The sequence below is a fragment of the Pseudomonas sp. NY15437 genome, assembly GCF_048068435.1.
GTDB lineage: Bacteria > Pseudomonadota > Gammaproteobacteria > Pseudomonadales > Pseudomonadaceae > Pseudomonas > Pseudomonas nitroreducens_B.
In genome coordinates this window covers 79495-102109 of record NZ_JBLUQC010000013.1, presented here as the reverse complement: position 1 = coordinate 102109, position 22615 = coordinate 79495, and the positions used below count along the sequence as shown (strand labels likewise).

The 22615-nt window shown below is 59.0% G+C and carries 25 protein-coding genes and 4 tRNA genes; 16 read left to right on the top strand and 13 right to left on the bottom strand.

Annotated features, from left to right (window positions below; all coding sequences use genetic code 11):
• Window positions 1-78: 78 nt before the first annotated feature.
• Entirely contained in the window at window positions 79-273 is a 195-nt protein-coding gene (locus ACNFIA_RS24875; RefSeq protein ID WP_259755994.1) for a hypothetical protein, read from the top strand.
• A gap of 10 nt (window positions 274-283) precedes the next feature.
• Complete coding sequence (locus ACNFIA_RS24870) at window positions 284-940, top strand: thiopurine S-methyltransferase (protein ID WP_416789609.1); 657 nt, start codon at window positions 284-286, stop codon at window positions 938-940.
• Window positions 941-996: 56 nt separating this feature from the next.
• Here the strand turns inward: ACNFIA_RS24870 and htpX are convergent, their stop codons facing one another.
• Window positions 997-1872, bottom strand: coding sequence for a protease HtpX (htpX, locus tag ACNFIA_RS24865; RefSeq protein ID WP_054909673.1), 876 nt, complete (start codon window positions 1870-1872; stop codon window positions 997-999).
• Between the two features lie 172 nt (window positions 1873-2044).
• The gene (locus tag ACNFIA_RS24860; protein ID WP_259755990.1) at window positions 2045-2485 is read right to left on the bottom strand and encodes a hypothetical protein; all 441 of its coding nucleotides are present in this window, start codon (window positions 2483-2485) and stop codon (window positions 2045-2047) included.
• A 305-nt stretch (window positions 2486-2790) separates the two neighbouring features.
• Between ACNFIA_RS24860 and ACNFIA_RS24855 the strand changes: the two genes are divergently transcribed.
• A complete protein-coding gene (locus ACNFIA_RS24855) occupies window positions 2791-3483 on the top strand; it encodes a restriction endonuclease (protein ID WP_416789608.1) in 693 nt (230 codons plus the stop codon).
• Between the two features lie 421 nt (window positions 3484-3904).
• Window positions 3905-4735, top strand: a complete 831-nt coding sequence (locus ACNFIA_RS24850) for an AbiJ-NTD4 domain-containing protein (RefSeq protein ID WP_416789606.1) — start codon at window positions 3905-3907, stop codon at window positions 4733-4735.
• A gap of 234 nt (window positions 4736-4969) precedes the next feature.
• On the opposite strand, the gene ACNFIA_RS24845 is transcribed toward ACNFIA_RS24850, so the two are convergent.
• From ACNFIA_RS24845 to ACNFIA_RS24810, 8 genes are all read right to left on the bottom strand, one after another.
• The gene (locus tag ACNFIA_RS24845) at window positions 4970-5512 is read right to left on the bottom strand and encodes a recombinase family protein (protein ID WP_416789604.1); all 543 of its coding nucleotides are present in this window, start codon (window positions 5510-5512) and stop codon (window positions 4970-4972) included.
• Between the two features lie 709 nt (window positions 5513-6221).
• On the bottom strand, window positions 6222-7469 hold the full coding sequence (locus ACNFIA_RS24840) for a primase-helicase family protein (protein WP_416789602.1): 1248 nt from the start codon (window positions 7467-7469) through the stop codon (window positions 6222-6224).
• The gene (locus ACNFIA_RS24835; RefSeq protein WP_416789599.1) at window positions 7435-7647 is read right to left on the bottom strand and encodes a hypothetical protein; all 213 of its coding nucleotides are present in this window, start codon (window positions 7645-7647) and stop codon (window positions 7435-7437) included. The genes ACNFIA_RS24840 and ACNFIA_RS24835 overlap by 35 nt, the downstream gene beginning before the upstream one ends.
• A 149-nt stretch (window positions 7648-7796) precedes the next feature.
• Window positions 7797-8312 carry a hypothetical protein gene (locus ACNFIA_RS24830; protein WP_416789596.1) on the bottom strand — a complete coding sequence of 172 codons (516 nt, stop codon included), beginning with the start codon at window positions 8310-8312 and terminating at the stop codon, window positions 7797-7799.
• A gap of 3 nt (window positions 8313-8315) precedes the next feature.
• On the bottom strand, window positions 8316-8591 hold the full coding sequence (locus ACNFIA_RS24825) for a hypothetical protein (protein WP_416789593.1): 276 nt from the start codon (window positions 8589-8591) through the stop codon (window positions 8316-8318).
• Window positions 8588-8791: a hypothetical protein gene (locus ACNFIA_RS24820; protein ID WP_416789591.1), complete on the bottom strand. Its 204-nt coding sequence runs from the start codon at window positions 8789-8791 to the stop codon at window positions 8588-8590. Before ACNFIA_RS24820 ends, ACNFIA_RS24825 begins: the two co-directional genes overlap by 4 nt.
• A 537-nt stretch (window positions 8792-9328) precedes the next feature.
• Window positions 9329-10873 (bottom strand): tyrosine-type recombinase/integrase, encoded by a 1545-nt coding sequence (locus ACNFIA_RS24815; RefSeq protein ID WP_416789588.1) that lies wholly within the window; start codon window positions 10871-10873, stop codon window positions 9329-9331.
• A gap of 173 nt (window positions 10874-11046) precedes the next feature.
• Window positions 11047-12258: a pyridoxal phosphate-dependent aminotransferase gene (locus ACNFIA_RS24810; protein WP_416789584.1), complete on the bottom strand. Its 1212-nt coding sequence runs from the start codon at window positions 12256-12258 to the stop codon at window positions 11047-11049.
• A 291-nt stretch (window positions 12259-12549) separates the two neighbouring features.
• Between ACNFIA_RS24810 and msrB the strand changes: the two genes are divergently transcribed.
• The 4 genes from msrB to ACNFIA_RS24790 all read left to right on the top strand — a co-directional run bounded on the left by msrB (window position 12550) and on the right by ACNFIA_RS24790 (window position 14179).
• Complete coding sequence (gene msrB / locus ACNFIA_RS24805) at window positions 12550-12945, top strand: peptide-methionine (R)-S-oxide reductase MsrB (protein WP_259755987.1); 396 nt, start codon at window positions 12550-12552, stop codon at window positions 12943-12945.
• A 67-nt stretch (window positions 12946-13012) separates the two neighbouring features.
• Window positions 13013-13186 carry a hypothetical protein gene (locus ACNFIA_RS24800; protein WP_416789581.1) on the top strand — a complete coding sequence of 58 codons (174 nt, stop codon included), beginning with the start codon at window positions 13013-13015 and terminating at the stop codon, window positions 13184-13186.
• Between the two features lie 40 nt (window positions 13187-13226).
• Window positions 13227-13709 carry a glutathione peroxidase gene (locus ACNFIA_RS24795; RefSeq protein WP_416789578.1) on the top strand — a complete coding sequence of 161 codons (483 nt, stop codon included), beginning with the start codon at window positions 13227-13229 and terminating at the stop codon, window positions 13707-13709.
• Window positions 13709-14179 carry a MarR family winged helix-turn-helix transcriptional regulator gene (locus ACNFIA_RS24790; protein ID WP_259755984.1) on the top strand — a complete coding sequence of 157 codons (471 nt, stop codon included), beginning with the start codon at window positions 13709-13711 and terminating at the stop codon, window positions 14177-14179. The genes ACNFIA_RS24795 and ACNFIA_RS24790 overlap by 1 nt, the downstream gene beginning before the upstream one ends.
• Window position 14180: 1 nt before the next feature.
• Here the strand turns inward: ACNFIA_RS24790 and ACNFIA_RS24785 are convergent, their stop codons facing one another.
• Window positions 14181-16547: an ATP-binding protein gene (locus ACNFIA_RS24785; RefSeq protein ID WP_416789574.1), complete on the bottom strand. Its 2367-nt coding sequence runs from the start codon at window positions 16545-16547 to the stop codon at window positions 14181-14183.
• 92 nt (window positions 16548-16639) lie between these two features.
• On the opposite strand from ACNFIA_RS24785, the gene ACNFIA_RS24780 reads away from it, so the two are divergent.
• The gene (locus ACNFIA_RS24780) at window positions 16640-17536 is read left to right on the top strand and encodes an ATP-binding protein (protein ID WP_259755982.1); all 897 of its coding nucleotides are present in this window, start codon (window positions 16640-16642) and stop codon (window positions 17534-17536) included.
• The gene (locus ACNFIA_RS24775) at window positions 17533-18015 is read left to right on the top strand and encodes a GAF domain-containing protein (protein WP_416789570.1); all 483 of its coding nucleotides are present in this window, start codon (window positions 17533-17535) and stop codon (window positions 18013-18015) included. The genes ACNFIA_RS24780 and ACNFIA_RS24775 overlap by 4 nt, the downstream gene beginning before the upstream one ends.
• A gap of 170 nt (window positions 18016-18185) precedes the next feature.
• Here ACNFIA_RS24775 and ACNFIA_RS24770 read toward each other — a convergent pair whose 3' ends face one another.
• A complete protein-coding gene (locus ACNFIA_RS24770; RefSeq protein ID WP_416789567.1) occupies window positions 18186-18848 on the bottom strand; it encodes a glutathione S-transferase family protein in 663 nt (220 codons plus the stop codon).
• Window positions 18849-18894: 46 nt separating this feature from the next.
• The gene (locus tag ACNFIA_RS24765) at window positions 18895-19665 is read right to left on the bottom strand and encodes a hypothetical protein (RefSeq protein WP_259755976.1); all 771 of its coding nucleotides are present in this window, start codon (window positions 19663-19665) and stop codon (window positions 18895-18897) included.
• 216 nt (window positions 19666-19881) lie between these two features.
• Between ACNFIA_RS24765 and ACNFIA_RS24760 the strand changes: the two genes are divergently transcribed.
• From ACNFIA_RS24760 to ACNFIA_RS24735, 6 genes are all read left to right on the top strand, one after another.
• Window positions 19882-19957: transfer RNA gene (locus ACNFIA_RS24760), tRNA-Glu, on the top strand.
• A 2-nt stretch (window positions 19958-19959) separates the two neighbouring features.
• Window positions 19960-20035, top strand: a tRNA-Gly gene (locus ACNFIA_RS24755).
• Window positions 20036-20119: 84 nt separating this feature from the next.
• Window positions 20120-20195: transfer RNA gene (locus ACNFIA_RS24750), tRNA-Gly, on the top strand.
• Between the two features lie 73 nt (window positions 20196-20268).
• Window positions 20269-20344: transfer RNA gene (locus tag ACNFIA_RS24745), tRNA-Gly, on the top strand.
• Between the two features lie 343 nt (window positions 20345-20687).
• Window positions 20688-21383 (top strand): HAD-IB family phosphatase, encoded by a 696-nt coding sequence (locus ACNFIA_RS24740; protein WP_416789563.1) that lies wholly within the window; start codon window positions 20688-20690, stop codon window positions 21381-21383.
• 55 nt (window positions 21384-21438) lie between these two features.
• Window positions 21439-22479 carry a TerC/Alx family metal homeostasis membrane protein gene (locus ACNFIA_RS24735; RefSeq protein ID WP_416789560.1) on the top strand — a complete coding sequence of 347 codons (1041 nt, stop codon included), beginning with the start codon at window positions 21439-21441 and terminating at the stop codon, window positions 22477-22479.
• The last annotated feature ends 136 nt before the right edge of the window (window positions 22480-22615 follow it).

Genomic DNA, 22615 nt, shown 5'->3' with positions numbered 1-22615 from the left:
AGAGCACTTCGCCGGGATGTCAGTCGGACGATGCGTTAGAGTTTGCGGAAATTTCCGAAGCGAATGGCGAATTCAGCTATGCAGCAAGTCGAACAAATCCTAATGCTCGAAATCGGCGACTGCCTCCGTCTGGAGGATGGTACCGAGATCTGCGTGCAGCGGGTTCGCGGTGACCAGGTGCGGCTGAAAATCCTCGACGCCGGAGAGAGTCAGCGCGAGCGGCGCGGCGCCTGGTGGCGCTGGCTGCTGCCCCGCGCGTTGCGCAGTGTATGAGCAGGTGATTATGCAACATGAATTCTGGCAGTCGCGCTGGGCGCGCAATGAAATCGGTTTCCATCAGCAGGCGGTGAATCCGGGCTTGCAACGGCACTGGCCGAACCTCGGGCTGCCCGAGGATTCGCAGGTCCTGGTGCCTCTGTGCGGCAGGAGCCTGGACATGCTCTGGCTGGCGCAGTGGGGGTATCGCGTGCTGGGGGTCGAACTGGCCGAGCGTGCCGCCGTGGACTTCTTCGCCGAACTGGGGGTGACCCCGCAGGTCAGCACGGAGGGAGCGCTGCGCCGCTACAGCTACGAGCGCCTGGAGATTCTCCAGGGCGACTTCTTCGACGTGAGCGCCGAGCAGGTGGCGGGCTGCAGCGGGCTGTATGACCGCGCCGCGCTGATCGCCCTGCCACCGGACCTGCGCACGGCCTACGCGGCGCATCTGCAGCGCATCCTGCCGCAGCAGGCGCGGGGGTTGCTGGTCAGCCTGGAATACCCGCAGGCGGAAATGGACGGCCCGCCGTTCGCCGTGCTGGCGGAGGAGGTGCGCGGGTTGTTTGCCCCCGCGTGGAGCGTGGAGGAGGTGGAGCGCCTCGACGTGCTGGCGGAAAACCCGAAGTTCCTCAAGCGTGGCGTCGGCCATTTGGACGAGGTGGTGTTCGCACTGCGTCGCGGCTGAGTTGCAGGCATGAAAAAGGGCGGCCCGTGGGCCGCCCTTTTTTATTGCCTTGAAACTCAGCGGCCAGCGGCGCGCAGGGCTTCGATACGGTCTTCCAGCGGCGGGTGGCTCATGAACAGGCCAGCCAGGCCGTGCTTGAGGTTGCCGTTGATGCCGAAGGCCTGCAGCGAATCCGGCATCTGCACCGGTACGCCCTGTTCGGCGCGTAGGCGTTGCAGCGCGGCGATCATCGCGCCGGTGCTGGCCAGGCGGGCGCCGGCTTCGTCGGCACGGTATTCGCGTTTGCGCGAGAACCACATGACGATGATGCTGGCGAGGATACCCAGGACCAGTTCGGCGAAGATGGTCGCGACGAAGTAGCCGATGCCCGGGCCGTCTTCGTTCTTCAAGATCACCTTGTCGACGAAGTTGCCGAAGATGCGCGCGAAGAACATCACGAAGGTGTTCACCACGCCCTGGATCAGCGCCAGGGTGACCATGTCGCCATTGGCCACGTGGCCGATCTCGTGGGCCAGCACGGCTTTCACCTCTTCAGGCGAGAAGCGCTCGAGCAGGCCCTGGCTGACCGCGACCAGCGCGTCGTTGCGGTTCCAGCCGGTGGCGAAGGCGTTGGCCTCGTAGGCAGGGAAGATGCCCACTTCCGGCATCTTGATGCCGGCTTCGCGGGACAGTTCTTCGACGGTCTGCAGCAGCCACTGTTCGTGGCGGGTGCGCGGTTGGCTGATGATCTCGGTGCCGGTGCTCATCTTCGCCATCCACTTGGAGATGAACAGCGAAACCAGGGAGCCGGCGAAGCCGAACACGGCGCAGAAAATCAGAAGGCTACCGTAATTCTGGCCGGTGAAACGGTCCACGCCGAGCAGTTTCAGGGTGATGCTGGCGATCACCAGAACTGCCAGGTTGGTGGCCAGGAACAACAGGATGCGCATCATGGCGTAAAGCTTCTCCTCACGGTGACATTGGGGAAAACCGCCTGGGAACGCGGCTTTCCGGATCGCCGGGCACAGTAGCGCACGGGATCGCTGAATAGTATGCGGGGTATATACGGTTGGCCCCCAGGCGATTCAACTCGGGGACTATTTCAACTTGTGTCGCCTGCCCGGATTACAGGCGCCCGGGCTCGCTCTCGAAGAGTAGACGGGTCAGCCGCGCGATGCGCTCCCCGTGCCGGGCGGCCAGCGCCTCGCGCAGCTGGTTGGCCAGCGTGGCCTGGTCGCGGCGCACGCTGGGCGGCAGTTCCTCGCCGTCGCGCACGGCGTGGGGGACGATGCGGGTCAGGCGCATGAAGGCCTTTTCGCTGAGCACGGCCTGGTCCAGCGCCTCGTAGCGAATGGTCGCTTCGAAGCGCAGGTAGCCTTCGTCGGCCAGCCACAGCAACGCGCCCAGGCAACTCTGGTGGCGCGTACTGGGCAGGCCGAACTCGTCAGGCTCTTCCCGGCCGATCAGGTCCTCGACATAGAGGGCGATCTTGCGCGGGAAGGCCTGGTAGAGCGTCAGCAGGCCCGAGGCGGCGTCCTTGTAGAAATCGTCGATTTGTAAGTCCAATTCTAACGCCTTAAAAATCAATAGCTTACATTGATTTGTGATTCTTTGTTCTACGCAAAACTCTACGCAAAGCTCCGCTCGTTGCGCTGGCGGACTCTACCATTTTCAGGTGATGCATCTATAGCGTGACGTCCCATTCCGGCAAGCATGGCGGTCGTCCAGACGGTGTATCCGTCGCTTGCTCCGGTTACGCCTCCTATCTGGCTGATGATTGCTGTTAGCATCTGGCCATCAGTCCAGCCTACTCAGGTCTGGGCATCTACTGATGCGTCAATGCCACGGCACACTACGCATAAGGAAATGAAGTGAATTGGCGAGAGTTCCAGGAGAGTACAGCTGAGATATTCCGAGCCGCCGGCTGTGCGGCTGTGGTGGAAAAAACTTTGATTGGTGTTCGTGGTGAGCATCGAATAGATGTCTACGTAACCTTCAAGAAAAACGGAATAGATTGTAGCTGGGTAGTTGAGTGCAAATGTTGGAATACCAAGGTTCCAAAGGAAAAGGTTGCTGCACTCCAATCTATTGTTAGTGACGTAGGCGCTGATCGTGGAGTTATTGTATCGGAAAAGGGATTTCAGAGTGGTGCGTTGCGATTTTCTGAGCTAAGCAATATCACTCTAGTGTCGGTGGGCGAGCTTAAGGCATTGCTTTCTGACGAGTCGGATAAAATTAGGCTTGAGATTATAAGGGAGCGATTGTCTCGCTGTAAATTTACTTGTCACAGCCTGATTCAAACAAGGAAATCCGAGTCTGGTAATGTTGGTTGGATTTCTAGTGATGCGAGAAATATAGAGCTTCTTTCATTGCTCGGTAAGTTGAGTTCAATCGACATGCTGTTAGAGAAGGCATTGCTTGGAGATGAGGTCTATCCCTGTGGGTTTAACGAGGAGTCCCAGAAAACGCTCGTCACGAGATCAAGGCAGAAGTTCTTCAGTTTCGCTGATTCTTACTTGGCTGAGGTGGATTTGTTTTTCACTGAGCTTAAAGGTAGGGGGTAAGGTTGAGAGTCCCAACGGATTTGGATGTCTTGCAGATAATTTACGAAGAGTATTATCGAGAGTTCTCTTCGTTTTCGCGGGGTGCTGAGAACGACAGGGAGAGTAAGGTTTTCGTTCCTATTAATTGTCAGAAGATTGCTGATCGACTCAGGGTGGACGGCGATATCGTGTTTGGCCGATTGTATTTTCACCTTGAGCAAAAGTACGGCTACCAGCGTCCAGATGGAGCCAGTATCGCATTTTTCACCCTGAAGGCTGGCAATGATCGGCACTGCGTTAACTTCCCACTTCTAGCATCCGTGCTGGCTAGCTTGCAGGCTGAAGATAGCAGGGCTCGGCACGCTACCACACTAGCGTGGATCGCAATCGCTGTATCTGTGGCGTCTGTCGTTGCAACAATATTGGGATGAGGAAATAGGGGATGGGGTTTTCTGAAAAATATGGATATGTAGTTCCAAAAGATATCGTCCAGATTGACTCAATGGACATGCCGCTGCGGATAGGCTTGTGGAATGCTCTCATAGAGGTTGTGTGGAGTCGTTACGACAGGAGCAGGTACTTCAGCTCTACAGAAAACCGAAGGATAAGAAACCTTACCAGTGTTATCTGGGTTTCATACTTGGGAAAGGCATTGGATGCTCGTGGAAATAAGTGGGACGAAATCTACGGTAAGATTAGGTCGAATTTCTTCGAGTGCCCATGGAATTCCGTTTATGACTTCCTCGAACTTGTTGTCCAGAACTATGAGTTTCGTTCGAGCTATCAGACGCTAGTCGATAGGTGCAACAAGGTTTTAGAAAAGGAAGTTTCGGCTTACAGGTTCGTCGGAAAAGAAATTGTCAGGATTACAGAGCAGCATGAGGTCGACGAAATCGAGCAGGCGATAGGTGGAGCTAGTAGTGGGGACAAAACTCACATGATAAGAGCGTTGGAATTCTTATCTGATCGAGATAAACCTGATTACCGAAATTCCATCAAAGAATCGATTAGTGCAGTTGAAAGCCTCGCACAGAATACTCTCGGTGAGAAAGGGACGCTGGGACAGCTTCTGAAGAAGTTAGAAGAAAAGATAGAACTACATCGTTCGCTAAAGAGCGCATTTACCAGTCTCTATGGATACGCCTCTGACGAGGATGGAATTCGACACGGCATGTTAGATGAAGCAAACATTAAGTTTGAGGATGCGAAGTTCATGCTCGTCGCCTGCTCCGCTTTCATCAACTTGGTAAAAGTTAAGCTAGCCGCTTCGTGAGTCTGGGAAAATATCCGTCCGTATGCGGGTCGGTGCTTAATGCCCAAGGGCTCAGGAATGGGTCTAGGAGGCTTTAAAAACAAAATATCCACTACCCTAGTGGGTAGGTACTGCCTCTGCTTGATCGTGCAATACAGAGCATCCCAGAGGCTGTAGCAGCGATTGTTGAGGATTGGCTAGCACCAGATATGCAAAAGCCTCCACGAAGGAGGCTTGAGGGATGAATCAGAAGGGTCAGGCAGCTTTCATTGCGCGTTGTACAGTGCTCAAGCTGACTTCCAACTGTTCAGCAGCCTTGCGGTAGGACACACCAGATGCAACCAATGAACGGATAGCTTCGTCATCTACTGTCTTAACACGGCCCTTGTAGACACCTTTGGCCTTAGCCTTAGCTACGCCCTCACGCTGGCGCTCACGGATCATTGTCCGTTCGAACTGTGCAACGCTACCCATGATGTTCAACATCAGGTCCTGAGTGGGGTTAGCCTCGCCAGTGAAGACCAGATTTTCCTTGTGGAAGTGGACATGCACACCACGAGTAGTAAGACCTTGTACCAGTGCCAGCAGATCGACCAGAGAACGCGCTAGGCGATCAATCGAGTGAACAACGATCACATCCCCTTCCCGAACGTAATCGAGCATGGCGTGAAGCTGGGGACGATCAGTGGTAGCACCAGACACCTTGTCAGTGAACACCTTGTCCAACTGCACACCGTCAAGTTGACGTTCCGTGTTCTGGTCAACCGAGCTAACGCGAACGTATCCGACCTTTGCCATTTCGTGCCCCTCTGTATTCATTTGACTCTAGATGTTGCTACGATACTTGTATTCACAATTCAAAGCAACCCTATTGAATACGGATTTCTCTACCTTTTTGTATTCATTGAATTGTGGTCCTGAGGGTAAGGCCAAAAGAATACGGAGCCGGTAAACCACCAGAAATGGTGTTTTGGGAAACCGTGGGAAATTCCCACAGATACGCAGTTCCGTGCAGATCAAAAAGTGATCAGTAGTGTGGATTCTGAAGAATCGGTAGGAATTCCTACTTTTGCACGTGCACGAGGGAAGTTTGCTAAGCCCCCATCGTGCGAAGGACGCATGAACAGGGACTGTAGGGAAATCCAGATAGCAAGAAGCCCCACCGGCAATCGGTGGGCTTATGTAATGAGAATAGTTCTCGAATAGATACTGTGAGGGAATTTTGATAGGCGGGGGAGAAACCCTCAGACGAATCTTGTGGGTACTTTACTGCGCGTCTCACCTCACCAAGCTACGCACACGGCTACGCCTTTCGTGCTCGCTTGTTCTACTCACGCCCATCGGATTCGCTTCGCTTATCCTGCGTGAGATAGAACCTGTGACACCTAATAATAAAAAGACGATGTAAACCCGTCAGACCCGTCAGTGTATCGCTGTAGCCCACGGATTACGTGGTCTGCAGGGCTGACGGGTTTTCTGTAGACCCGTCAGTCACCCGTCAGACCCGTCAGCCTCCATAAGCCTTGTGCAACTCGCCAGCCGGAGAAGTTGGTGACAGACCAGCCTCCAGACCTTTTGGCGTGATCCACAATGCACCGCGATCTGTTCTTTTCTTCTTGCAACCCTTGTTCAGCAGTTCCTTTGTGACGGCGGGTTGAGACACATCCTGTTCAGTGTCCAGCCTATACGCGAGCACGATGTCTGCCGCTTTGACCACGTGGGCGTCCGCGATCTGATCCGCGACGAACTCGGCTAACTCTTCCTTCGGGTTCAGACCGATCATCTCTTGTTTGCTTGGAGTCATCGGCGCTGGAGATGTGGGGTAGAAATCAGTCAGATTGAGCTGTTCCAGATAATCACGCACCAATTGGAAGCCGCCACCCCCCAGCCAGGGGCGAAGCGTGGCATTGATGAAATGGGCAGTCTCCCTGCCATCTACCTTGTGCTTGATGAACTGTGGAACCCAGAAACGGCGGTCGTCAGGTTCAAGGTCCAGCGGCACCGTGTCATTGCTGGTGACGATGAAATTGATGTAGTTCTTGATGGTGACAACAGGCTGATGCTTGCGATTCAGGCTGATCGTTTGGTTTCCCTGAATGGACTTGAGCGCGTTGGCAGTGGCAGTGCCGTCCTTATACAGCTCATCGATCACGACGAAGGTTCTACCTTCAAGAATCTCGTTGAAGTCGCCCACAACGGTTTTTAGGCCGGTGTTCGCCACACTCTTCTCACCCAGCAGGCCGGCCATGAGGTATTCCGCGAAGAAACCTTTACCGGTGCCGTGATCCGAGCGTAGCAGCGGCGTGGTGGTGATGCGGTGATGTGGATAGCGGACAGCGTGAGCGATCCATTGCCACATGTATTTCCGCTCTTCTTGGACGGGGAACCATCGTTCCATGAACTCAACGAATGGGGCCACTTGCTCCTTGGTGACGCGAGCACCTGACGGCTGTAGGTCGGGCGGTGTCCAAAGATTTAGTAGGTCGCCAGAAAGGATGCGGGGGGCGCCGGGCAGGAAGCTGTCACCCATGACAACCGTAAGGGGGAGCGGGGCGCCTTCCTTGAGCTTGGTGCCGCCTTGCTTGCGATAGTAGGCAAGCAGCACGCCGGGATCGGACTGGACTATGCCCGTCAGCAGATCACGGTAAGCAGGATTAGGCGTTTTGGAGGGGACGCGAACGAATCGCTCGCGGAGCTTGGCGATTGCTTGTTGTTCTGTATCAGTGGAGCGGTCCAGGGCTACTACATTGGTCATTAAATTCTCCTTGGTAGAGATTGTGGGTGTTGTGTTCGGTCATCTGGTGCATGGGCATTTCCCCTTGGGTGATGGTGTCCAGCAGGTTCGATATCAAAGCGGCAAGGCTGACGCCAGTTGCCTTTGCTTGGGCGAGCAGCGCGGCATACGTTGCTGGAGTCAGTCGTAACTTGAGCATTTCATTTAGGTCTCCTTGTGTGTTTTACATTTCTTCAGGCGGCACAATACCCACGCAGACAGGTGCTTCATTTCGAAGTTGTCCGGGCGGGTTGGTGTTCAAGGGATGCCGGCCATCATTGCATGTCTGATAGAATTTGTCAATGACGACTAGGCGGGATGGTACTCAGCACGCAGCTCTGCAAGCGCACGTTCACGAGCTTCCGCTGCTGCTTTCTGCTCGGCAAGCTGGCGCTGCTTCTCGGCATCTCTAGCAGTTCGGGCGAGGGAAATCTCAACCTGCCGGGTTGTCTCGGCGGCATTGAGCGCATAACGGTCAGCTTCGTAGCGATCAGCCGCTACCCGGCGAACCTCGATCAACTCGGCATCGATGATGTGCTGAGGCTTCCGCAAGGTCACATCAACCACCCCATCGACAACATCAGCGTACTTATCGAGACGGAGCGTGTAGCCAAGGTCATGCAGTTCTAGCAGCTTAGGTAAAGCAACTTTGAAGGGACTCTCGCGGAAGTTTAGGTTGGCAGCTAACCCGTCCTCAACAAATGTTGTTACACCGTTCAAGTATCGGGATTCATGATCTTGAATAACCGCCTGTAGTTTACTCTGATCGAACTTGTACAGATCAAACTCTAGAACATCTTTGCCGTAAACATATTTCTGGGTCATATATTATTTTCCTTTTTGCCTGAACATGCCGGCAATGGACTTCCTAAACTCTGGAGTTGCTGGCTTATGTCCTTCTGATTGTGATTTAGGTTGTCGAGATGGTCGAATAATATCGGAAAGCTCAACATAATGATCGGTTGGTAAAGTGGCTGCTAGTTTCTCGTAAGCCTCAACTTGGGCTTCATTTGCTTCTACGTAGTAGCTATTAAAGCTAGCGTATACAACATCAGCCGTACCAAGTATAACGTTGTGGTCACGGTGCACGATAAAGTAAGTCATGCTACGTCCTGCTGTTCAATATCAGCAGCACTGATTTCGTTCTGCTGTTCGAATAACTTCTGTAGGTCGGACTGAGTTGGAGTGGCCTTACTTCTAAAGGCTTTGTTGCTGCAACGTTTGGAGCAGAACTTAGAAAGAATCGAACGGGTGAAAAATAGGTCGCCGCAACAATGGCAGGCGATACGGTAAACTTTACGCATGAAAATATCCTCTATGAGTTAATTAAAGAGTTTGAGTTTTGGTTGAGCAAAAGAAAGGCCCCGTCAAGGGGCCTTAAAGATATGAGGTGGCCGTATCCGCACTGCACGGCTAGGCAGCATTCACGCATGGAGACGTTGCGGGAGGACGCCGATGATGCCCACCACTCGGCTATGGCTATGAGGTCTTGCGGAACCTTGGGCGCATTCCCAACTTTGATTAAGGAAAAGGAATTAGAGCCCGTGATATCACCTGCCACGGGAAGCAGAGGCAAAGGTCAGCGCCAATCTCCCAAGAGACGATAACCTTGTGATACTTTGAATTAGAGTGCTGAGCTACGACAACGGAGGATGAGTATTGCCGTAGTCAGCGGACCAGCAACTAAGGAGTAACGTTGCCAGGAGGGAAAGATGTTAAGGGAAAGCAAGAAACTTTTATAACCTTACAACCCAAGTATAAGCCATAAGTTGTAATAAGTCAAGAGTTAATTACAACTAAGAGCAACTTTCCTTGTAGAATAGGCTCTTGCAGCTTAGTTCCTATGAGTTGGTTGAGAAGTTGAACGATAGTTTTGATATCGCCTCGACCTTTTGGTCCATTGATATGCCGTCCGTATACACGTCGAATGTTAACTTTCCAGTCGCATGACCAATAATGAACGGTATGTAATCTGGGTTGACACCTTTCTGGAGAAGTTCGGATGTTGTTGTCTTGCGGATAGAGTGGAAGCAGTGCAGGTCTGTAAAGCCTTGTGACTTCTTTAGCTTCGTAAATCGTTCGCTTAGCACTGGGATACGAAGGTTCCCTGTTAGGCGATCAGGTCCAGGGAATAGGAATTCATTAGGTGTGTATGGTGCGGCAAGTCGCTTACGGAACATCGGTAGTAATGCCGAGTGTATTGGGATCTCTCGATTGCCTGCTTTAGATTTTGCATCCTCAACACGGAAGCTATACGGCTGATTATCGGCAATGGTTACAAGGCTAACGCGAAGCTTGGCAAGCTCTGATATACGGCATCCCGAATATGCAGCCAGCATAATCAAATCGGCTAGGTCAGTATCCTCATTCTTGGCTGCTTCAGCGTGTAGTTTCTCTACTTCTTCTTTCGTGAACACTTTCCATTTATCGCCCTTTCCGTCTCCACGGTCATCGTGTTCGTGCTCCGCAAAAGGTTTGTCATTGGCAGAGAATTGGGAGCTGTACTGTGGACTGTATTTCAGTGCCCACTTATGGAACTTAGATAGCGCAGAGACGTAAGAGCGGCGGGTGTTGGCGTTATCAGACGTTGCGTTAAGAAACTCAGCAACCGATAGGAACGTAATAGGTTTACCGGATGCGGTTAGCCACTCTGAGAACGTCTGAAGTTTCAAAGTGTAGGATGTTACAGAAGATGCCTTCACCTTCAGGAGAAGGTGGGCCTTGAACTCCTCCTGCAATTTCTTCGTGATGGGCGACTTTGGCTTATAGGATGTTGGGTCCTCTACGATGAAGGCAGCTTGATTCTTCTCTGTCGTTGTTCGATCAGGGTAGAGGTCGAGGAACGTTTCTTTCAGCACGCTAAGCAGCATCCGCAAGCGCTTAACTGGGTCGGTCTCTACAGACAGCCAAAGCGCAGGTGCACGAATTGAATCGTCTTCTGAGTACCGACCAGCTTGCACTATGTGACGGTAGACGTGATTGAGAACGGGATGCTCAAGCCACTTCTCCCGAACGCCATCTAATCCCAGGTCGATCAACTGGTCTGCTGGATTGGGGTCTCCACGAAGCACAACGTCTGCAAATAGCTTGTCTGTCAGCTCCGTGAGGTTGGCGACCTTGCCCGCGACTTCCATATGCCACTCATCAGTGGATTTCCGGCTTGCCCGGAAGGTGTCGATCTTTTGCCACCATGCCGAAAGCTGGTGTCGAGCGCGTTTCTTGGCTTCGTGGCTGTCGCCAGTCCTTAGGCTTTTGCAGAGAACCTTGCGGGGAGGATCGAAAGCATTGCGGGCATCAGACGGCACATCCATGCGTGCATGCCAAATCGTGCCCCGAAGGACGAGGTTGTTCGATTGCGGGTTGTACTTCGGGGGCTGCTTGGGCATCTGCGTAAAGCCTTGCGTAAAGGGGCTAGTCCACGCACCACTCTACGCAAATACTCTACGCAAACCAAGGGGAGAATCCCCGTAAAACAAGGGTTACAGGGCTTTCAGAGTGCTAAATGCAGAAATCGTCGATCTGCAGGTCCATTGATGCGCTGGGTTTCACTGGCGATGAGTTATTGGCGATAGCTTTTCAGGAAGTTGCCGATGCGCCCGATGGCCTGTTCCAGATCATCGACACGGGGCAGGGTAACGACCCGGAAGTGATCCGGCCAGGGCCAGTTGAACGCGGTGCCCTGAACGATGAGCAACTTCTCGGACAGGAGCAGGTCGAGGACGAATTTCTCGTCGTTGTGGATCGGGCAGACCTTCGGGTCGATGCGCGGGAAGGCATAGAGCGCGCCCATGGGTTTGACGCAGCTGACGCCGGGGATGTCGTTGAGCAGTTCCCAGGCGCGGTTGCGCTGTTCCAGAAGGCGGCCGCCCGGCAGCACGAGGTCATTGATGCTCTGGTAGCCGCCCAGCGCGGTCTGGATGGCGTGCTGGCTCGGCACGTTGGCGCACAGGCGCATGTTGGCCAGGATATCCAGGCCCTCGATATAGCTCTGCGCCTTGTGCTTGGGACCGGAAATGGCGATCCAGCCCGAACGGAAGCCGGCCACGCGGTAGGACTTGGACAGGCCGTTGAAGGTCAGGCAGAGCACGTCCGGCGCCAGGGATGCGGTGGAAATGTGCTGGGCCTCGTCGTAGAGGATCTTGTCGTAGATCTCGTCGGAGAAGATCACCAGGTTGTGCTGGCGCGCCAGTTCGACGATGTCCAGCAGCACTTCCTTGGAGTAGACCGCGCCGGTGGGGTTGTTCGGGTTGATCAGTACCAGGGCCTTGGTGTTGCTGGTGATCTTCGCCTGCATGTCGGCAACGTCGGGGAACCAGCCGGCCTGCTCGTCGCACAGGTAGTGCACCGGCTTGCCGCCGGAGAGGGCGACCGAGGCGGTCCACAGCGGGTAGTCCGGCGCCGGGATCAGCACCTCGTCACCGTTGTTGAGCAGGGCCTGCAGGGCCATGACGATCAGCTCGGATACGCCGTTGCCCAGGTAGATGTCCTCGATGCCGACGCCTTCCACCTGCTTCTGCTGGTAGTACTGCATCACCGCCTTGCGCGCGCTGAACAGGCCCTTGGAGTCGCTGTAGCCCTGGGCGGTGGGCAGGTTGCGGATGACGTCCTGGAGGATTTCGTCCGGCGCCTCGAAACCGAACGGCGCCGGGTTGCCGATGTTCAGCTTGAGGATGCGGTGGCCTTCCTCTTCCAGGCGCTTGGCGTGCTTGAGCACGGGCCCGCGGATGTCATAGCAGACGTTGGCGAGCTTGTTCGATTTGGTGACCTGCATGATCTGGGATTCCGAAATAGTCCGCGGCCGGCGACTTGGCAGGCTGTAACGCGGGTGACAGACTGGCGTCAAATAGTGGGTTCGGAAGTGCTTTTCCCTGGTATCGATCCTGAAAATCGGCAGGAAAACAGTGTATTTCTCGAAAAGGTAGAGTTTTTAAGGCTTTTCTATCGCGAGAACGTCTCTGTGCGGCAGATTCTGAACCTGACGTTAACCACGCGCATCATACGTGCGGCCCGATTCCCGGAAAAGAGAGGGAGTGGGCATTTTTTTGCTAATGGAGGCAGATCGATGGAAAAGCTGGAAAAACCCCTGGACTCCTGGCGCGAAGAGCTGACCGACGAGCAGTTCCATGTCTGCCGTCTGGGGGGCACCGAGCGCGCCTTCACCGGCGAATACCACGACACCAAGACCCCCGGCATCTACCACTGCGTGTGCTGCGGCACCGCGCTGTTCGACTCCGATGCCAAGTACGACTCGGGCAGTGGCTGGCCGAGCTACTTCCAGCCGGTGAACGGTGAGGTGGTGCGCGAGCTGGAAGACTTCAGCCACGGCATGCACCGCATCGAAGTGCGCTGCGGCAAGTGCGATGCGCATCTGGGCCACGTCTTCCCCGACGGCCCGCGGCCGACCGGGCTGCGCTACTGCATCAACTCGGCATCCTTGAAGCTGGTGCCCAAAGCGTGATCCCAAGGCCCGCCACCGAGCGGGCCTTTTCTTTGGTGTGCGTGGCATTCCACTGTAGGAGCGGGCCATGCCCGCGATCAGCGGACAAAGTCCGCTGAAATCCATGAACGATACCTGTCGGCGCGAGTTGATGCCGGCCTGCCGGCCGGTCGCGGGCATGGCCCGCTCCTACACGGGAATCCATGTCGTGTCATTTTGCTGGGTGATTCGTGATCAATTGAATTGCGTGCAATTTAATTGATCACTACTCTTGGGTTTCCCACTTCCCGGAGCCATGTCCGATGAGCGACGCACTGCTGAACATTCCCGTGACCACCATCAAGGGCGAACAGAAAACCCTCGCCGACTTCGGCGGCAAGGCCCTACTAGTGGTGAACACTGCCAGCCAGTGCGGCTTCACCCCGCAGTACAAGGGGCTGGAGAAGCTCTGGCAGCAATACAAGGACAAGGGCCTGGTGGTGCTCGGCTTCCCCTGCAACCAGTTCGGCAAGCAGGAGCCAGGCAATGAAGGGGAGATCACCCAGTTCTGCGAGCTGAACTTCGGAGTGAGCTTCCCGCTGTTCAAGAAGATCGACGTCAACGGCGCCGACGCCCACCCGCTCTATGTGCAGCTGAAGAAGCGCGCCCCCGGCCTGCTGGGCAGCCAGGGCATCAAGTGGAATTTCACCAAGTTCCTGATCGGCCAGGACGGCAGGCTGGTCAAGCGTTTCGCTCCGACCACCAAGCCCGAGCAACTTTCCGCCGAGATCGAAGCGCTGCTGTGATGAACGACGCTGTATCCCTGCCGGCCGAGCTGCACCTGGACAACCAGTTGTGCTTCCGCCTGTACGCCGTGTCCCGCGCGGTGATCCGTGGCTACCGGCCGATGCTCGAGGCGCTCGGCCTGACCTACCCGCAGTACCTGGCCATGCTGGTGCTCTGGGAATGGCAGGCCGAGCCGCCGTCGCAGCCGTCGGTGAAGGCGCTCGGCGAGCGTCTGATGCTCGACTCCGGCACCCTCACGCCGCTGCTCAAGCGCCTGGAGCAACTGGGCCTGGTGCAGCGCCGCCGCGCCCGGCACGACGAGCGCGAGGTGCACCTGGGGCTGACGCCGGACGGCGTTGCACTGCGCGAGAAGGTGCTGCCACTGCGCGAGGAGTTGCTCTGCCGCAGCGGCATTGACCTGGGCGTCACCGACGGCCTGCGCGAGCAGTTGGACAGCCTGCTGCTGCAGTTGTCGAAGCTGGACGCCTGACTCAGGCGCGCGCGCGCGGCCCGGCCCAGCGTTCGAGGATGGCCGCCAGCTCGTCGCGGTGGAACGGTTTGGCCAGGTAGTCGTCCATGCCGGCGGCGCGGCAGCGTTCGCGTTCCTCCGGCAGGGCATTGGCGGTCAGCGCAACCACCGGCAGCTCCGGCCAGCGGCCGCTCTCGCGGATCGCCCGGGTGGCCTGGTAGCCGTCCATCACCGGCATATTGCAATCCATCAGCACCAGGTCGAATTCGGCGCCGTCGAGCTGCTTGAGCGCCTCTTCACCGTTGATGGCAATGCCCACCTGGCAACCCAGCTTCTGCAGCAGGCCGCGGGCGACCAGCTGGTTGACCGGGTTGTCCTCCACCAGCAGTACGCGGGCGGAGAACTGTTCCTGCGCGGCGGCGCCCTCGCTGGTCGACGAGGGCAGCGGCTGGTGTTCGAAGGCCTGCTTCAGCGCCTGGTAGAGCACCGCGCGGGACAACGGCCGTGCCAGTTGCCGCAGCGGGGCGAGGCGCTGCGCAAGTTCCGGTTCGAGGAAGTTGCCATAGGCCGTCACCAGCAGCACCGGCCGGGTGACGTTCTGGCGCAGCACCACCAGGCAATCCGGGCAGTCCGACAGCAGGGCGTCCAGCTCTACGCCGGCCAGGCTGGCGTCGATGTCCAGGCGCTGGTAGTCCACTCCCCATTCCGGCAGCCAGTTCTGCAGCAGCGCCGCCAGCCCGCTGCTGGCGGCGCATTGCACGATCAGCCTGCCATTGAGCTTCGCCAACGGTTGAGCAGGCTCCAGTGTCTGCAAGGGCAGGGTGACGACGAATTCGCTGCCCAGGCCCGGGTCCGACGTCACGCTCAGCTCGCCGTGCATCGCTTCGCAGAGCTTGCGGGTCAACGCCAGGCCCAGCCCGGTGCCGCCGTACTGGCGGGCGATGCCGGCGTCGGCCTGGGTGAAGGGCTGGAAGATCTTCTGCAGCGCTTCGGGCGCCACGCCGATGCCGGTGTCGCGCACGCTGATGCGCACCCCTTGATTCAGGGGTTCTACGCGCACGTCCACGCGACCGAAGCGGGTGAACTTGAGCGCGTTGGACAGCAGGTTGCTGACCACCTGGCGCACCCGTGTCGGGTCGCCGGAGTGCTGGGCGGGCAGCTGCGGGCTGATCAGGCAGGTGAGTTCCACGGCCGGGCCGGCGTTCTGCGACAGCAGGCTGGCGGTGTCTTCCACCAGGGTGCCGAGGTCGAAGGGGATCTGCTCCAGCTCCAGTTGGCCGGCCTCGAACTTGGACAGGTCGAGCACGTCGTTGAGCAGCTCCACCAGCACCTTGCCCGAGTCGTGGGCGATGGACAGCTGCTGGCGCTGCTCGGCGGTCAGCGGGCCGTCGAGCGCCAGGCCGAGCATCCCCAGCAGGCCGTTGAGCGGCGTGCGGATCTCATGGCTCATGTTGGCCAGGAAGCTGCCGCGCGCCTGGGCCATGGCCAGAGCGGTCTGCCGCGCCTGTTCCAGTTCCTGATTGGACAGGGTCAGGCGCGCGTTGGCCGCCTTCAGCTCGGCGGTGCGCGCGGCGACGATGCTTTCCAGCTCTTCCAGGTACTGGGTCAGGCGGTCCTCGGCCTCGCGGCGCTGTTCCATCTCCACGGAAATGCGGTTGAGCTGGCGGTTGGTGACCTCCACCAGCACACCGATCTCGTCGCGCTCGTGGCCGCGCGGGCAGGGCAGGCGCAGGCGCGATGGCGAGCGCGGGTCATGGCGGGAGAGGGCCTCGATCAGGCTCACCAGCGGCTTGGTCAGCAGCGCGTAGAAGAGCACCAGGAGGATCAGCGAGAGCATCAGGCTGCGCACGAAGCCGGAGATCAGGGTCACCCCGGCGCGGCGCAGGAAGTCATTGCCGAAGACGAAGGTGTCGATCTCCAGGCGCAGAACGCCCAGGGATTCGGCTGGCGCATGGTCGACGAACAACGGTTCCTCGTAGGTGCGCTGCTGGCCGAAGAGGAAGTCGCTCAGCCCGCGCAGGCTGCTTTGCGCCGGTGGCCGGTCGGCACTGGCCAGGGGCACGTTGGCGTTGTCGATGATCTCGGCGCGGATCACCGCGGGCGAGCGCAACAGTCCGACCACCAGTTCCTGGGCCAGTTCGGCGTCGATGTTGTAGGCGATGCGCGCCGCGGGGTTGTGGCTGACGTCCAGCAGGGCGCGCACTTCGCGGTTGATGGAGGCGTCCTGGCTGGCATAATCGACGCCTACCTGGATGAGGCTCAGCAAGGTGCCCAGGATGAACGCCACCAGCACCGTCAGGCTGGCCTGCTTGAACGAGAGGCGATGTGTGAGCGCAATATCCATGGGTGCGGAGTGTCGCCTCGCGGAAGCTTTCCTGCGGCGTAGCATAGCCCATCGGAACCGTCTGTCGGGATAGCCCGTAGGCGAAGTCATTCCCGGCCCGTACCTGGCGAATTGCCCCAGAGAACTTGGAGACTCGCGTGGATTCCCGTCTGAACGATTTTCTTGCCCGCGCCGAAGCACTGATGGCGCGCCTGGAGCCGTTGCTGCCTGCCGTGCGTGAAACGCTGGACTGGCAGCACTGCCTGGCCGCGCGCTGGCACCGGGACGGCCGCAGCGGCTACCTGCAGCCGCTGAAGGTCAGCCTCGACCTGCGCCTGGATGACCTGCTGGGCGTCGACCGCCAGCGCGAGCAGCTGACGCGCAACACCCGGCAGTTCGTCGCTGGCCAGCCGGCAAACCACGCGTTGCTGTGGGGTGCCCGCGGCACCGGCAAGTCCTCCCTGGTGCGCGCGCTGCTGGCCGAACTGGCTGGCGAGGGCCTGCGCCTGATCGAGATCGAGCGCGACCACCTGGCCGACCTGCCCCGTGTGGTCGAACAGATACAGGGCCTGCCGCAGCGCTTCGTGCTGTTCTGCGACGACCTCTCGTTCGATGCCGGCGAGGGGGATTTCCGCGTTCTCAAGAGCGTGCTCGACGGCTCGCTGGAGCAGGCGCCGGACAACGTCCTGCTGTACGCCACGTCCAACCGCCGCCACCTGGTGTCGGAGAAGCAGAGCGACAACGAGAACTGGAAGATGGTCGACGGCGAACTGCACCCCAGCGAAGCCGTCGAAGACAAGATCGCCCTGTCCGACCGCTTCGGCCTGTGGCTGTCCTTCTATCCCTTTACCCAGGAGCACTTCCTCGAGGTGGTGCGCCACTGGGTCGAGGTGCTCGCGCACAAGTCCGGCCTTGCCGCCTTGGCCTGGGACGAGACGCTGGAGAAGGAAGCCATCCGCTGGGCGCTCGGACGCGGCAACCGTAATGGCCGCTGTGCCTATCAATTCGCCCGCTACTGGGTGGGCCGACAATTGCTGGAAGGAGATACCCCATGATCGATCTGCAACAGGCCGGCGCCGGCCTGGGTGGCTACGCGCTGCTGGCTGCCCAGGCGGAGTCGCTGTTCGCCGACGAGCACGACTTCATCGCCAACGCCTCGCAGTTTTCCGCGTTCCTGTTCAATGAGCTGCCGGACCTGAACTGGGCCGGCTTCTACCTGAACCGCAACGAAGAGCTGGTGCTCGGCCCATTCCAGGGCAAGGTGGCCTGTGTGCGCATCCCCTTCAGCAAGGGCGTGTGCGGCGCCGCGGCGCGCACCCGTGAAACCCAGCGCGTCGAGGACGTGCACGCCTTCCCTGGGCACATCGCCTGCGACAGCGCGTCCAATAGCGAGCTGGTGGTGCCGCTGGTCAAGGATGGCCGCCTGATCGGCGTGCTGGACCTGGATAGCCCGAAGGTCGGCCGTTTCAGCGAAGAGGACCAGGCCGGCATCGAGCGCCTGGCGGAGATATTCCTGCGTCTATCCGACTGCTGAGGGTGTGCCGGTAAGCAAAAGCCCCGCCTCGGCGGGGCTTTTCATGGGGTCGCGCGGGTGGCCGGAGCGATGCGAACCATCGCGGACGGAGTCCGCTCCTACGCCTTCTGTAACGCCGTGCAGTCCCTGCAGGAGCGGATGACGCCGTCGGCTGTTGGCGTGGGATCCGCTCAGCGCTTGGCCATGATCTTGGCGATGATCTGCAATTCGCCCTGGACGATCTCGGCCAGGGCAGGGCGCGCCAGCGTGCGTTCGAAGTGCGCGGCCAGCCGGGGCCAGCGCTGGGCGTCCAGTTGTTCCTCGCCGTGGCGCAGGTTTACCAACTGGCAGGCGATGGCGATGTCGGCAAGGCTGAAACGGTTGTCGACGAACCATTGCTGCTCGCCGAGGGACTTCTCCAGGTAGTCGAAGTGCTCCGGCAGCTTTTCCTGCATCGCGCCCTTCACCGCCACTTCGTCGCAGACCTTGCCCATCAGCGGCTTGAGCAGGCGGTTGCGGAACACGGTGAAGGTGGTCAGCGGTGCCAGCTCGTAGTCGGCGTATTTTTCCAGCCAGTTGATCCGCGCCCGGGCCTGGGCGCTTTCGCCACACAGCGGCGGGCGTGGCGGGTCGCGGTCCTCCAGGTAATGGCAGATGACGCTGGAGTCGGCGAGGGTGAAGTCGCCATCGCGGATCGCCGGCACGCGGCGCAGCGGGTTGAGCTCGCGGTACCACTCCGGCTGGTTGAACGGATTGACGTTCTCCAACTGGTAGTCGAAGCCTTTTTCAGCGGCGAACAGGCGGACTTTGCGAACGAAGGGGGACAGCGGGGCGCCGAAGACGACGAGGCTCATGCAAGGCTCCTGGGGCGAAGGTGGCCGGAGTGGGTTCGACGGTGGATCAGTCGTAAAGGTTCTTCTTCTTCCAGATATCGTCTTCGTCCAGCGCCTTGAGGCCGTCACCCAGTTCGCTCTGCTCATCCGGGGCAGGCTGCGAGGTTTCCAGCACCAGGGCGTTGGCCTGGGCCAGTTGGGCTTCCATCTGCCGCAACTGCGCCTGGTAGCGGCCGATTTCCGGCTGCTTCTGCAGGTACTGCACGCCGCGCTCGAACGCCAGGCGCGCCTGGCGTGGCTGGCCCTGCTGCAGCGCCTGCTGGCCGAGGTTGCCGAAGAACTCTATATGGAGGAGGGTGAGCAGGTGGCGGATTTCCTTCACCCACTTCTGCGCCTCGACCCGCGGCAGCATGTTGTCCTGGGCGCAGCGGGTCAGTTGGGCGTGCAGCGCTTCGAAGAGGAAGCGCACGTCCTTGGCCTTGGCCTCGGTGAGGATCGGCTGCGGCGGGTTCTTCACCGGAATGGCTTCGCCCTTGGCTACCAGCGGGCGCAATTCGGCAATGCGCTGCTTCAGCCCGGCGTTCTGTTTATCGACGGCGAGCAGGCGCTCGCTGAGGCTCAGCTCGAAACTGCTCAGCAGAAGCTTCAGCGCAGGCGACATGAACTGGCCGGGCAGGGATTCGGAAACATCTGCGCAGCGACGGCAGCGGTCTGAAAGATCAGCCTTCAGACGTGCCTGCTCCAGCTTGCGGTTTTCCACCATGTGGTTGATGTAGCCGATGGCGACCAGCAGGGCGATACCGACAAGAACCAGGACCGTAATGACGATTGGCGACACCGTGGAGTGCTCCGGATGTTTTTCCCCGAGTGTAATGTCTTAGTGATACTGCTGATAGCGCCAGCTCAGTTTTTACTCAGAAGTCTTTGATTTAAAAAATATTTCTTTGAAGGGTTGACGACCTTTCAAAGCGTCCCTAGAATGCGCGCCACTTCGACGCGAAACGCAGAACTTGCCGGAACGTCGAAGTCGGAAAGATGTTAAGTTCCGGGCCGCGTCCCCTTCGTCTAGTGGCCTAGGACACCGCCCTTTCACGGCGGTAACAGGGGTTCGAGTCCCCTAGGGGACGCCATTGCGGGAATAGCTCAGTTGGTAGAGCACGACCTTGCCAAGGTCGGGGTCGCGAGTTCGAGTCTCGTTTCCCGCTCCAGATTCTCGATCATCGCCACGGCGGTGAACGAAAGATGAAATGGCGTTACCCTTCGGCGAAAGCTGAAGGTTGCAACAAGTTACTGCGGGAATAGCTCAGTTGGTAGAGCACGACCTTGCCAAGGTCGGGGTCGCGAGTTCGAGTCTCGTTTCCCGCTCCAAATCGAAACGCCGCCTGTCAAGGCGGCGTTTTCGTTAGCCTGAGGCGAGCGCCGAAGGCTACAGCAAGTCAATGCGGGAATAGCTCAGTTGGTAGAGCACGACCTTGCCAAGGTCGGGGTCGCGAGTTCGAGTCTCGTTTCCCGCTCCAGAATCGAAACGCCGTCCATCAGGACGGCGTTTTCGTTTGTGCGGAAAAAATCCCGCCGCCACGTTCCGACTTCTCCAATACCACCCTGCCAAACCGGCGGCCGTTGCCGGCCGTGTGTCCCTACGTCGGTTGATCGCGCTTCGCCACGGCGGTGCGAAGTCCTTCGCGCGCCGGAATTAAAGAAAATTCCGACGCCGCGCAGAGGTTAATCCCGTTTGTCTGCCCGCACGGGCAACCGAGAATGCCAGCGCTCCCCCGCGCTGCGGGGAAGAGGGGCTCATCGCGCCGCTGCCTGGCGGCGCAGGTGAGCAGTTGTGATCGCGCCGGTGAGGTGGTTACGCGGATGCTGGAGTTGCTGAATCGCCCTCAGTCGGGTTGCCAGGATCGGTTGTCGGCGGCGGGCAAGGCCGCCGTGCTGTCGGTGTTCGACTTCGACGGCACCCTGACGCGGCATGACAGCTTCCTGCCGTTCCTGTGGTTCGCCTTCGGCACGTTCGGCTTCCTGCGCCGCCTGGCGCTTCTCACGCTGCCGAGCCTGGCATTTGTGTTGCGCCGACTCAGTCGCGATGAGCTCAAGGCCCGTCTGATCGAGGTCTTTCTTCGCGGCGTCGATGTGCAATGGCTGGCCGGCCAGGCCGACGCCTATTGCCGGTTCATCTGGGATTACCTGCTGCGCGCCAAGGGCGTCCGCGGCGTCGCCGCCGAGTTGCGCACGGGCGCCGAAGTGACGCTCTGCTCGGCGTCGCCGGCTCTGGTGTTGCGGCCCTTCGCCGCGCGCCTGGGCGTGAGGCTGATCGGCACGGAACTGGAGGTCGTCGATGGGCAGCTCACCGGTCGCCTGCTCGGCGGCAACTGCCGGGGCGAGAACAAGGTGCTGCGCCTGCAGGCCAAGTACGGGCCGCTGAGCGCCTACCAATTGCGCGCCTGGGGCGACACCGCCGGCGACCACGCGCTCCTGCACGCTGCCCAGGACCCGCATTGGCGGGCCTTCCATCCGCGCTGGCGACGACTTTCCAAGCCGACCCGCCCGGCCGCCTGACCCGACTCATCGCCGGCTCGGTCCGGCTGCCTTTTACTTTTCGAGAACCGTAATCATGGAACAGACACACATTGGCTTCCCTCCGCTGACCATGGCGGTCTTCGTCGGGCTGGCGCTCGCCGCGCTGCTGCTGGACATGGCGACGCACCGCGACAACAAGCCGATCAGCCTCAAGGACGCCGTGGTCTGGTCGATCTTCTGGGTGGCGATCTCCCTGGGCTTTGCCGGCTTCCTCTATATCCAGCACGGCGCCCAGGTGGCCAGCCTGTTCCTGACGGGTTACACGCTGGAGAAGGTGCTGAGCGTCGACAACCTGTTCGTCTTCATCGCCATCTTCGCCTGGTTCAAGATGCCGGATGGCCTGCGCCACCGCGTGCTGTACTGGGGCATTCTCGGCGCCATCGTGTTCCGCGCCATCTTCGTCGCCATCGGCACCGGCCTGCTGACCTTCGGCCCCTGGGTGGAAATCGTCTTCGGCCTGATCGTCGCCTGGACCGGCGTGATGATGCTCCGCGGCGGCGGCGATGATGACGAGCAAGAGGATTACTCCCAACACCTGGCCTACCGCTTCGCCAAGAAACTCTTCCCGGTGTGGCCGAAGCTGCTGGGCGGCCATTTCTTCGTGGCCCGCCAGCAACTCGAGCGCGAGGCACGCAAGCCGGAAAACCAGGGCATCAGCCTGGCTGCCAAGGGCGCGCTGTTCGCCACGCCGCTGTTCCTGTGCCTGGTGGTGATCGAGGTGTCGGACGTGCTGTTCGCCTTCGATTCGGTGCCGGCCGTGATCGCCGTCAGCCGCGAGCCGCTGATCGTCTACTCCGCCATGCTGTTCGCCATCCTCGGCCTACGCACGCTGTACTTCGTGCTCGAAGCGCTCAAGCGCTACCTGGTGCACCTGGAGAAGGCCGTGGTGGTGCTGTTGTTCTTCATCGCCGCGAAGCTGGCGCTGAACGCCACCGACCAGCTGTTCCACCACGGTTACAGCATCGATGCCAATACCAGCCTGGTCGTGGTGCTGGTGGTCCTGGCGGCGGGGATCGTCGCCAGCCTGCTGTTCCCGGAGAAGGAAGAGGCAGAAGGCGAGGCCAGCGAACGCTGATGGCCACCCGCTGAAAAAAAGCCCGCGCCACGCGGGCTTTTTCATGTCCAGGGCACGTGCCGCCGGCAAACCGGTGATCGGATTTTTGCGCGCGCGAGCCGAACCCGCCCTGGATAGGGTGAACCCTTGTCGCAGA

Coding starts and splice junctions, on each gene's coding strand:
- ACNFIA_RS24875 (WP_259755994.1), top strand. CDS start 79: ATGCAGCAAGTCGAACAAATCCTAATGCTCGAAATCGGCGACTGCCTC.
- ACNFIA_RS24870 (WP_416789609.1), top strand. CDS start 284: ATGCAACATGAATTCTGGCAGTCGCGCTGGGCGCGCAATGAAATCGGT.
- htpX (WP_054909673.1), bottom strand. CDS start 1,872: ATGATGCGCATCCTGTTGTTCCTGGCCACCAACCTGGCAGTTCTGGTG.
- ACNFIA_RS24850 (WP_416789606.1), top strand. CDS start 3,905: ATGGGGTTTTCTGAAAAATATGGATATGTAGTTCCAAAAGATATCGTC.
- ACNFIA_RS24845 (WP_416789604.1), bottom strand. CDS start 5,512: ATGGCAAAGGTCGGATACGTTCGCGTTAGCTCGGTTGACCAGAACACG.
- ACNFIA_RS24840 (WP_416789602.1), bottom strand. CDS start 7,469: ATGACCAATGTAGTAGCCCTGGACCGCTCCACTGATACAGAACAACAA.
- ACNFIA_RS24835 (WP_416789599.1), bottom strand. CDS start 7,647: ATGCTCAAGTTACGACTGACTCCAGCAACGTATGCCGCGCTGCTCGCC.
- ACNFIA_RS24830 (WP_416789596.1), bottom strand. CDS start 8,312: ATGACCCAGAAATATGTTTACGGCAAAGATGTTCTAGAGTTTGATCTG.
- ACNFIA_RS24825 (WP_416789593.1), bottom strand. CDS start 8,591: ATGACTTACTTTATCGTGCACCGTGACCACAACGTTATACTTGGTACG.
- ACNFIA_RS24820 (WP_416789591.1), bottom strand. CDS start 8,791: ATGCGTAAAGTTTACCGTATCGCCTGCCATTGTTGCGGCGACCTATTT.
- ACNFIA_RS24815 (WP_416789588.1), bottom strand. CDS start 10,873: ATGCCCAAGCAGCCCCCGAAGTACAACCCGCAATCGAACAACCTCGTC.
- ACNFIA_RS24810 (WP_416789584.1), bottom strand. CDS start 12,258: ATGCAGGTCACCAAATCGAACAAGCTCGCCAACGTCTGCTATGACATC.
- msrB (WP_259755987.1), top strand. CDS start 12,550: ATGGAAAAGCTGGAAAAACCCCTGGACTCCTGGCGCGAAGAGCTGACC.
- ACNFIA_RS24800 (WP_416789581.1), top strand. CDS start 13,013: ATGCCCGCGATCAGCGGACAAAGTCCGCTGAAATCCATGAACGATACC.
- ACNFIA_RS24795 (WP_416789578.1), top strand. CDS start 13,227: ATGAGCGACGCACTGCTGAACATTCCCGTGACCACCATCAAGGGCGAA.
- ACNFIA_RS24790 (WP_259755984.1), top strand. CDS start 13,709: ATGAACGACGCTGTATCCCTGCCGGCCGAGCTGCACCTGGACAACCAG.
- ACNFIA_RS24785 (WP_416789574.1), bottom strand. CDS start 16,547: ATGCTACGCCGCAGGAAAGCTTCCGCGAGGCGACACTCCGCACCCATG.
- ACNFIA_RS24775 (WP_416789570.1), top strand. CDS start 17,533: ATGATCGATCTGCAACAGGCCGGCGCCGGCCTGGGTGGCTACGCGCTG.
- ACNFIA_RS24770 (WP_416789567.1), bottom strand. CDS start 18,848: ATGAGCCTCGTCGTCTTCGGCGCCCCGCTGTCCCCCTTCGTTCGCAAA.
- ACNFIA_RS24740 (WP_416789563.1), top strand. CDS start 20,688: ATGCTGGAGTTGCTGAATCGCCCTCAGTCGGGTTGCCAGGATCGGTTG.
- ACNFIA_RS24735 (WP_416789560.1), top strand. CDS start 21,439: ATGGAACAGACACACATTGGCTTCCCTCCGCTGACCATGGCGGTCTTC.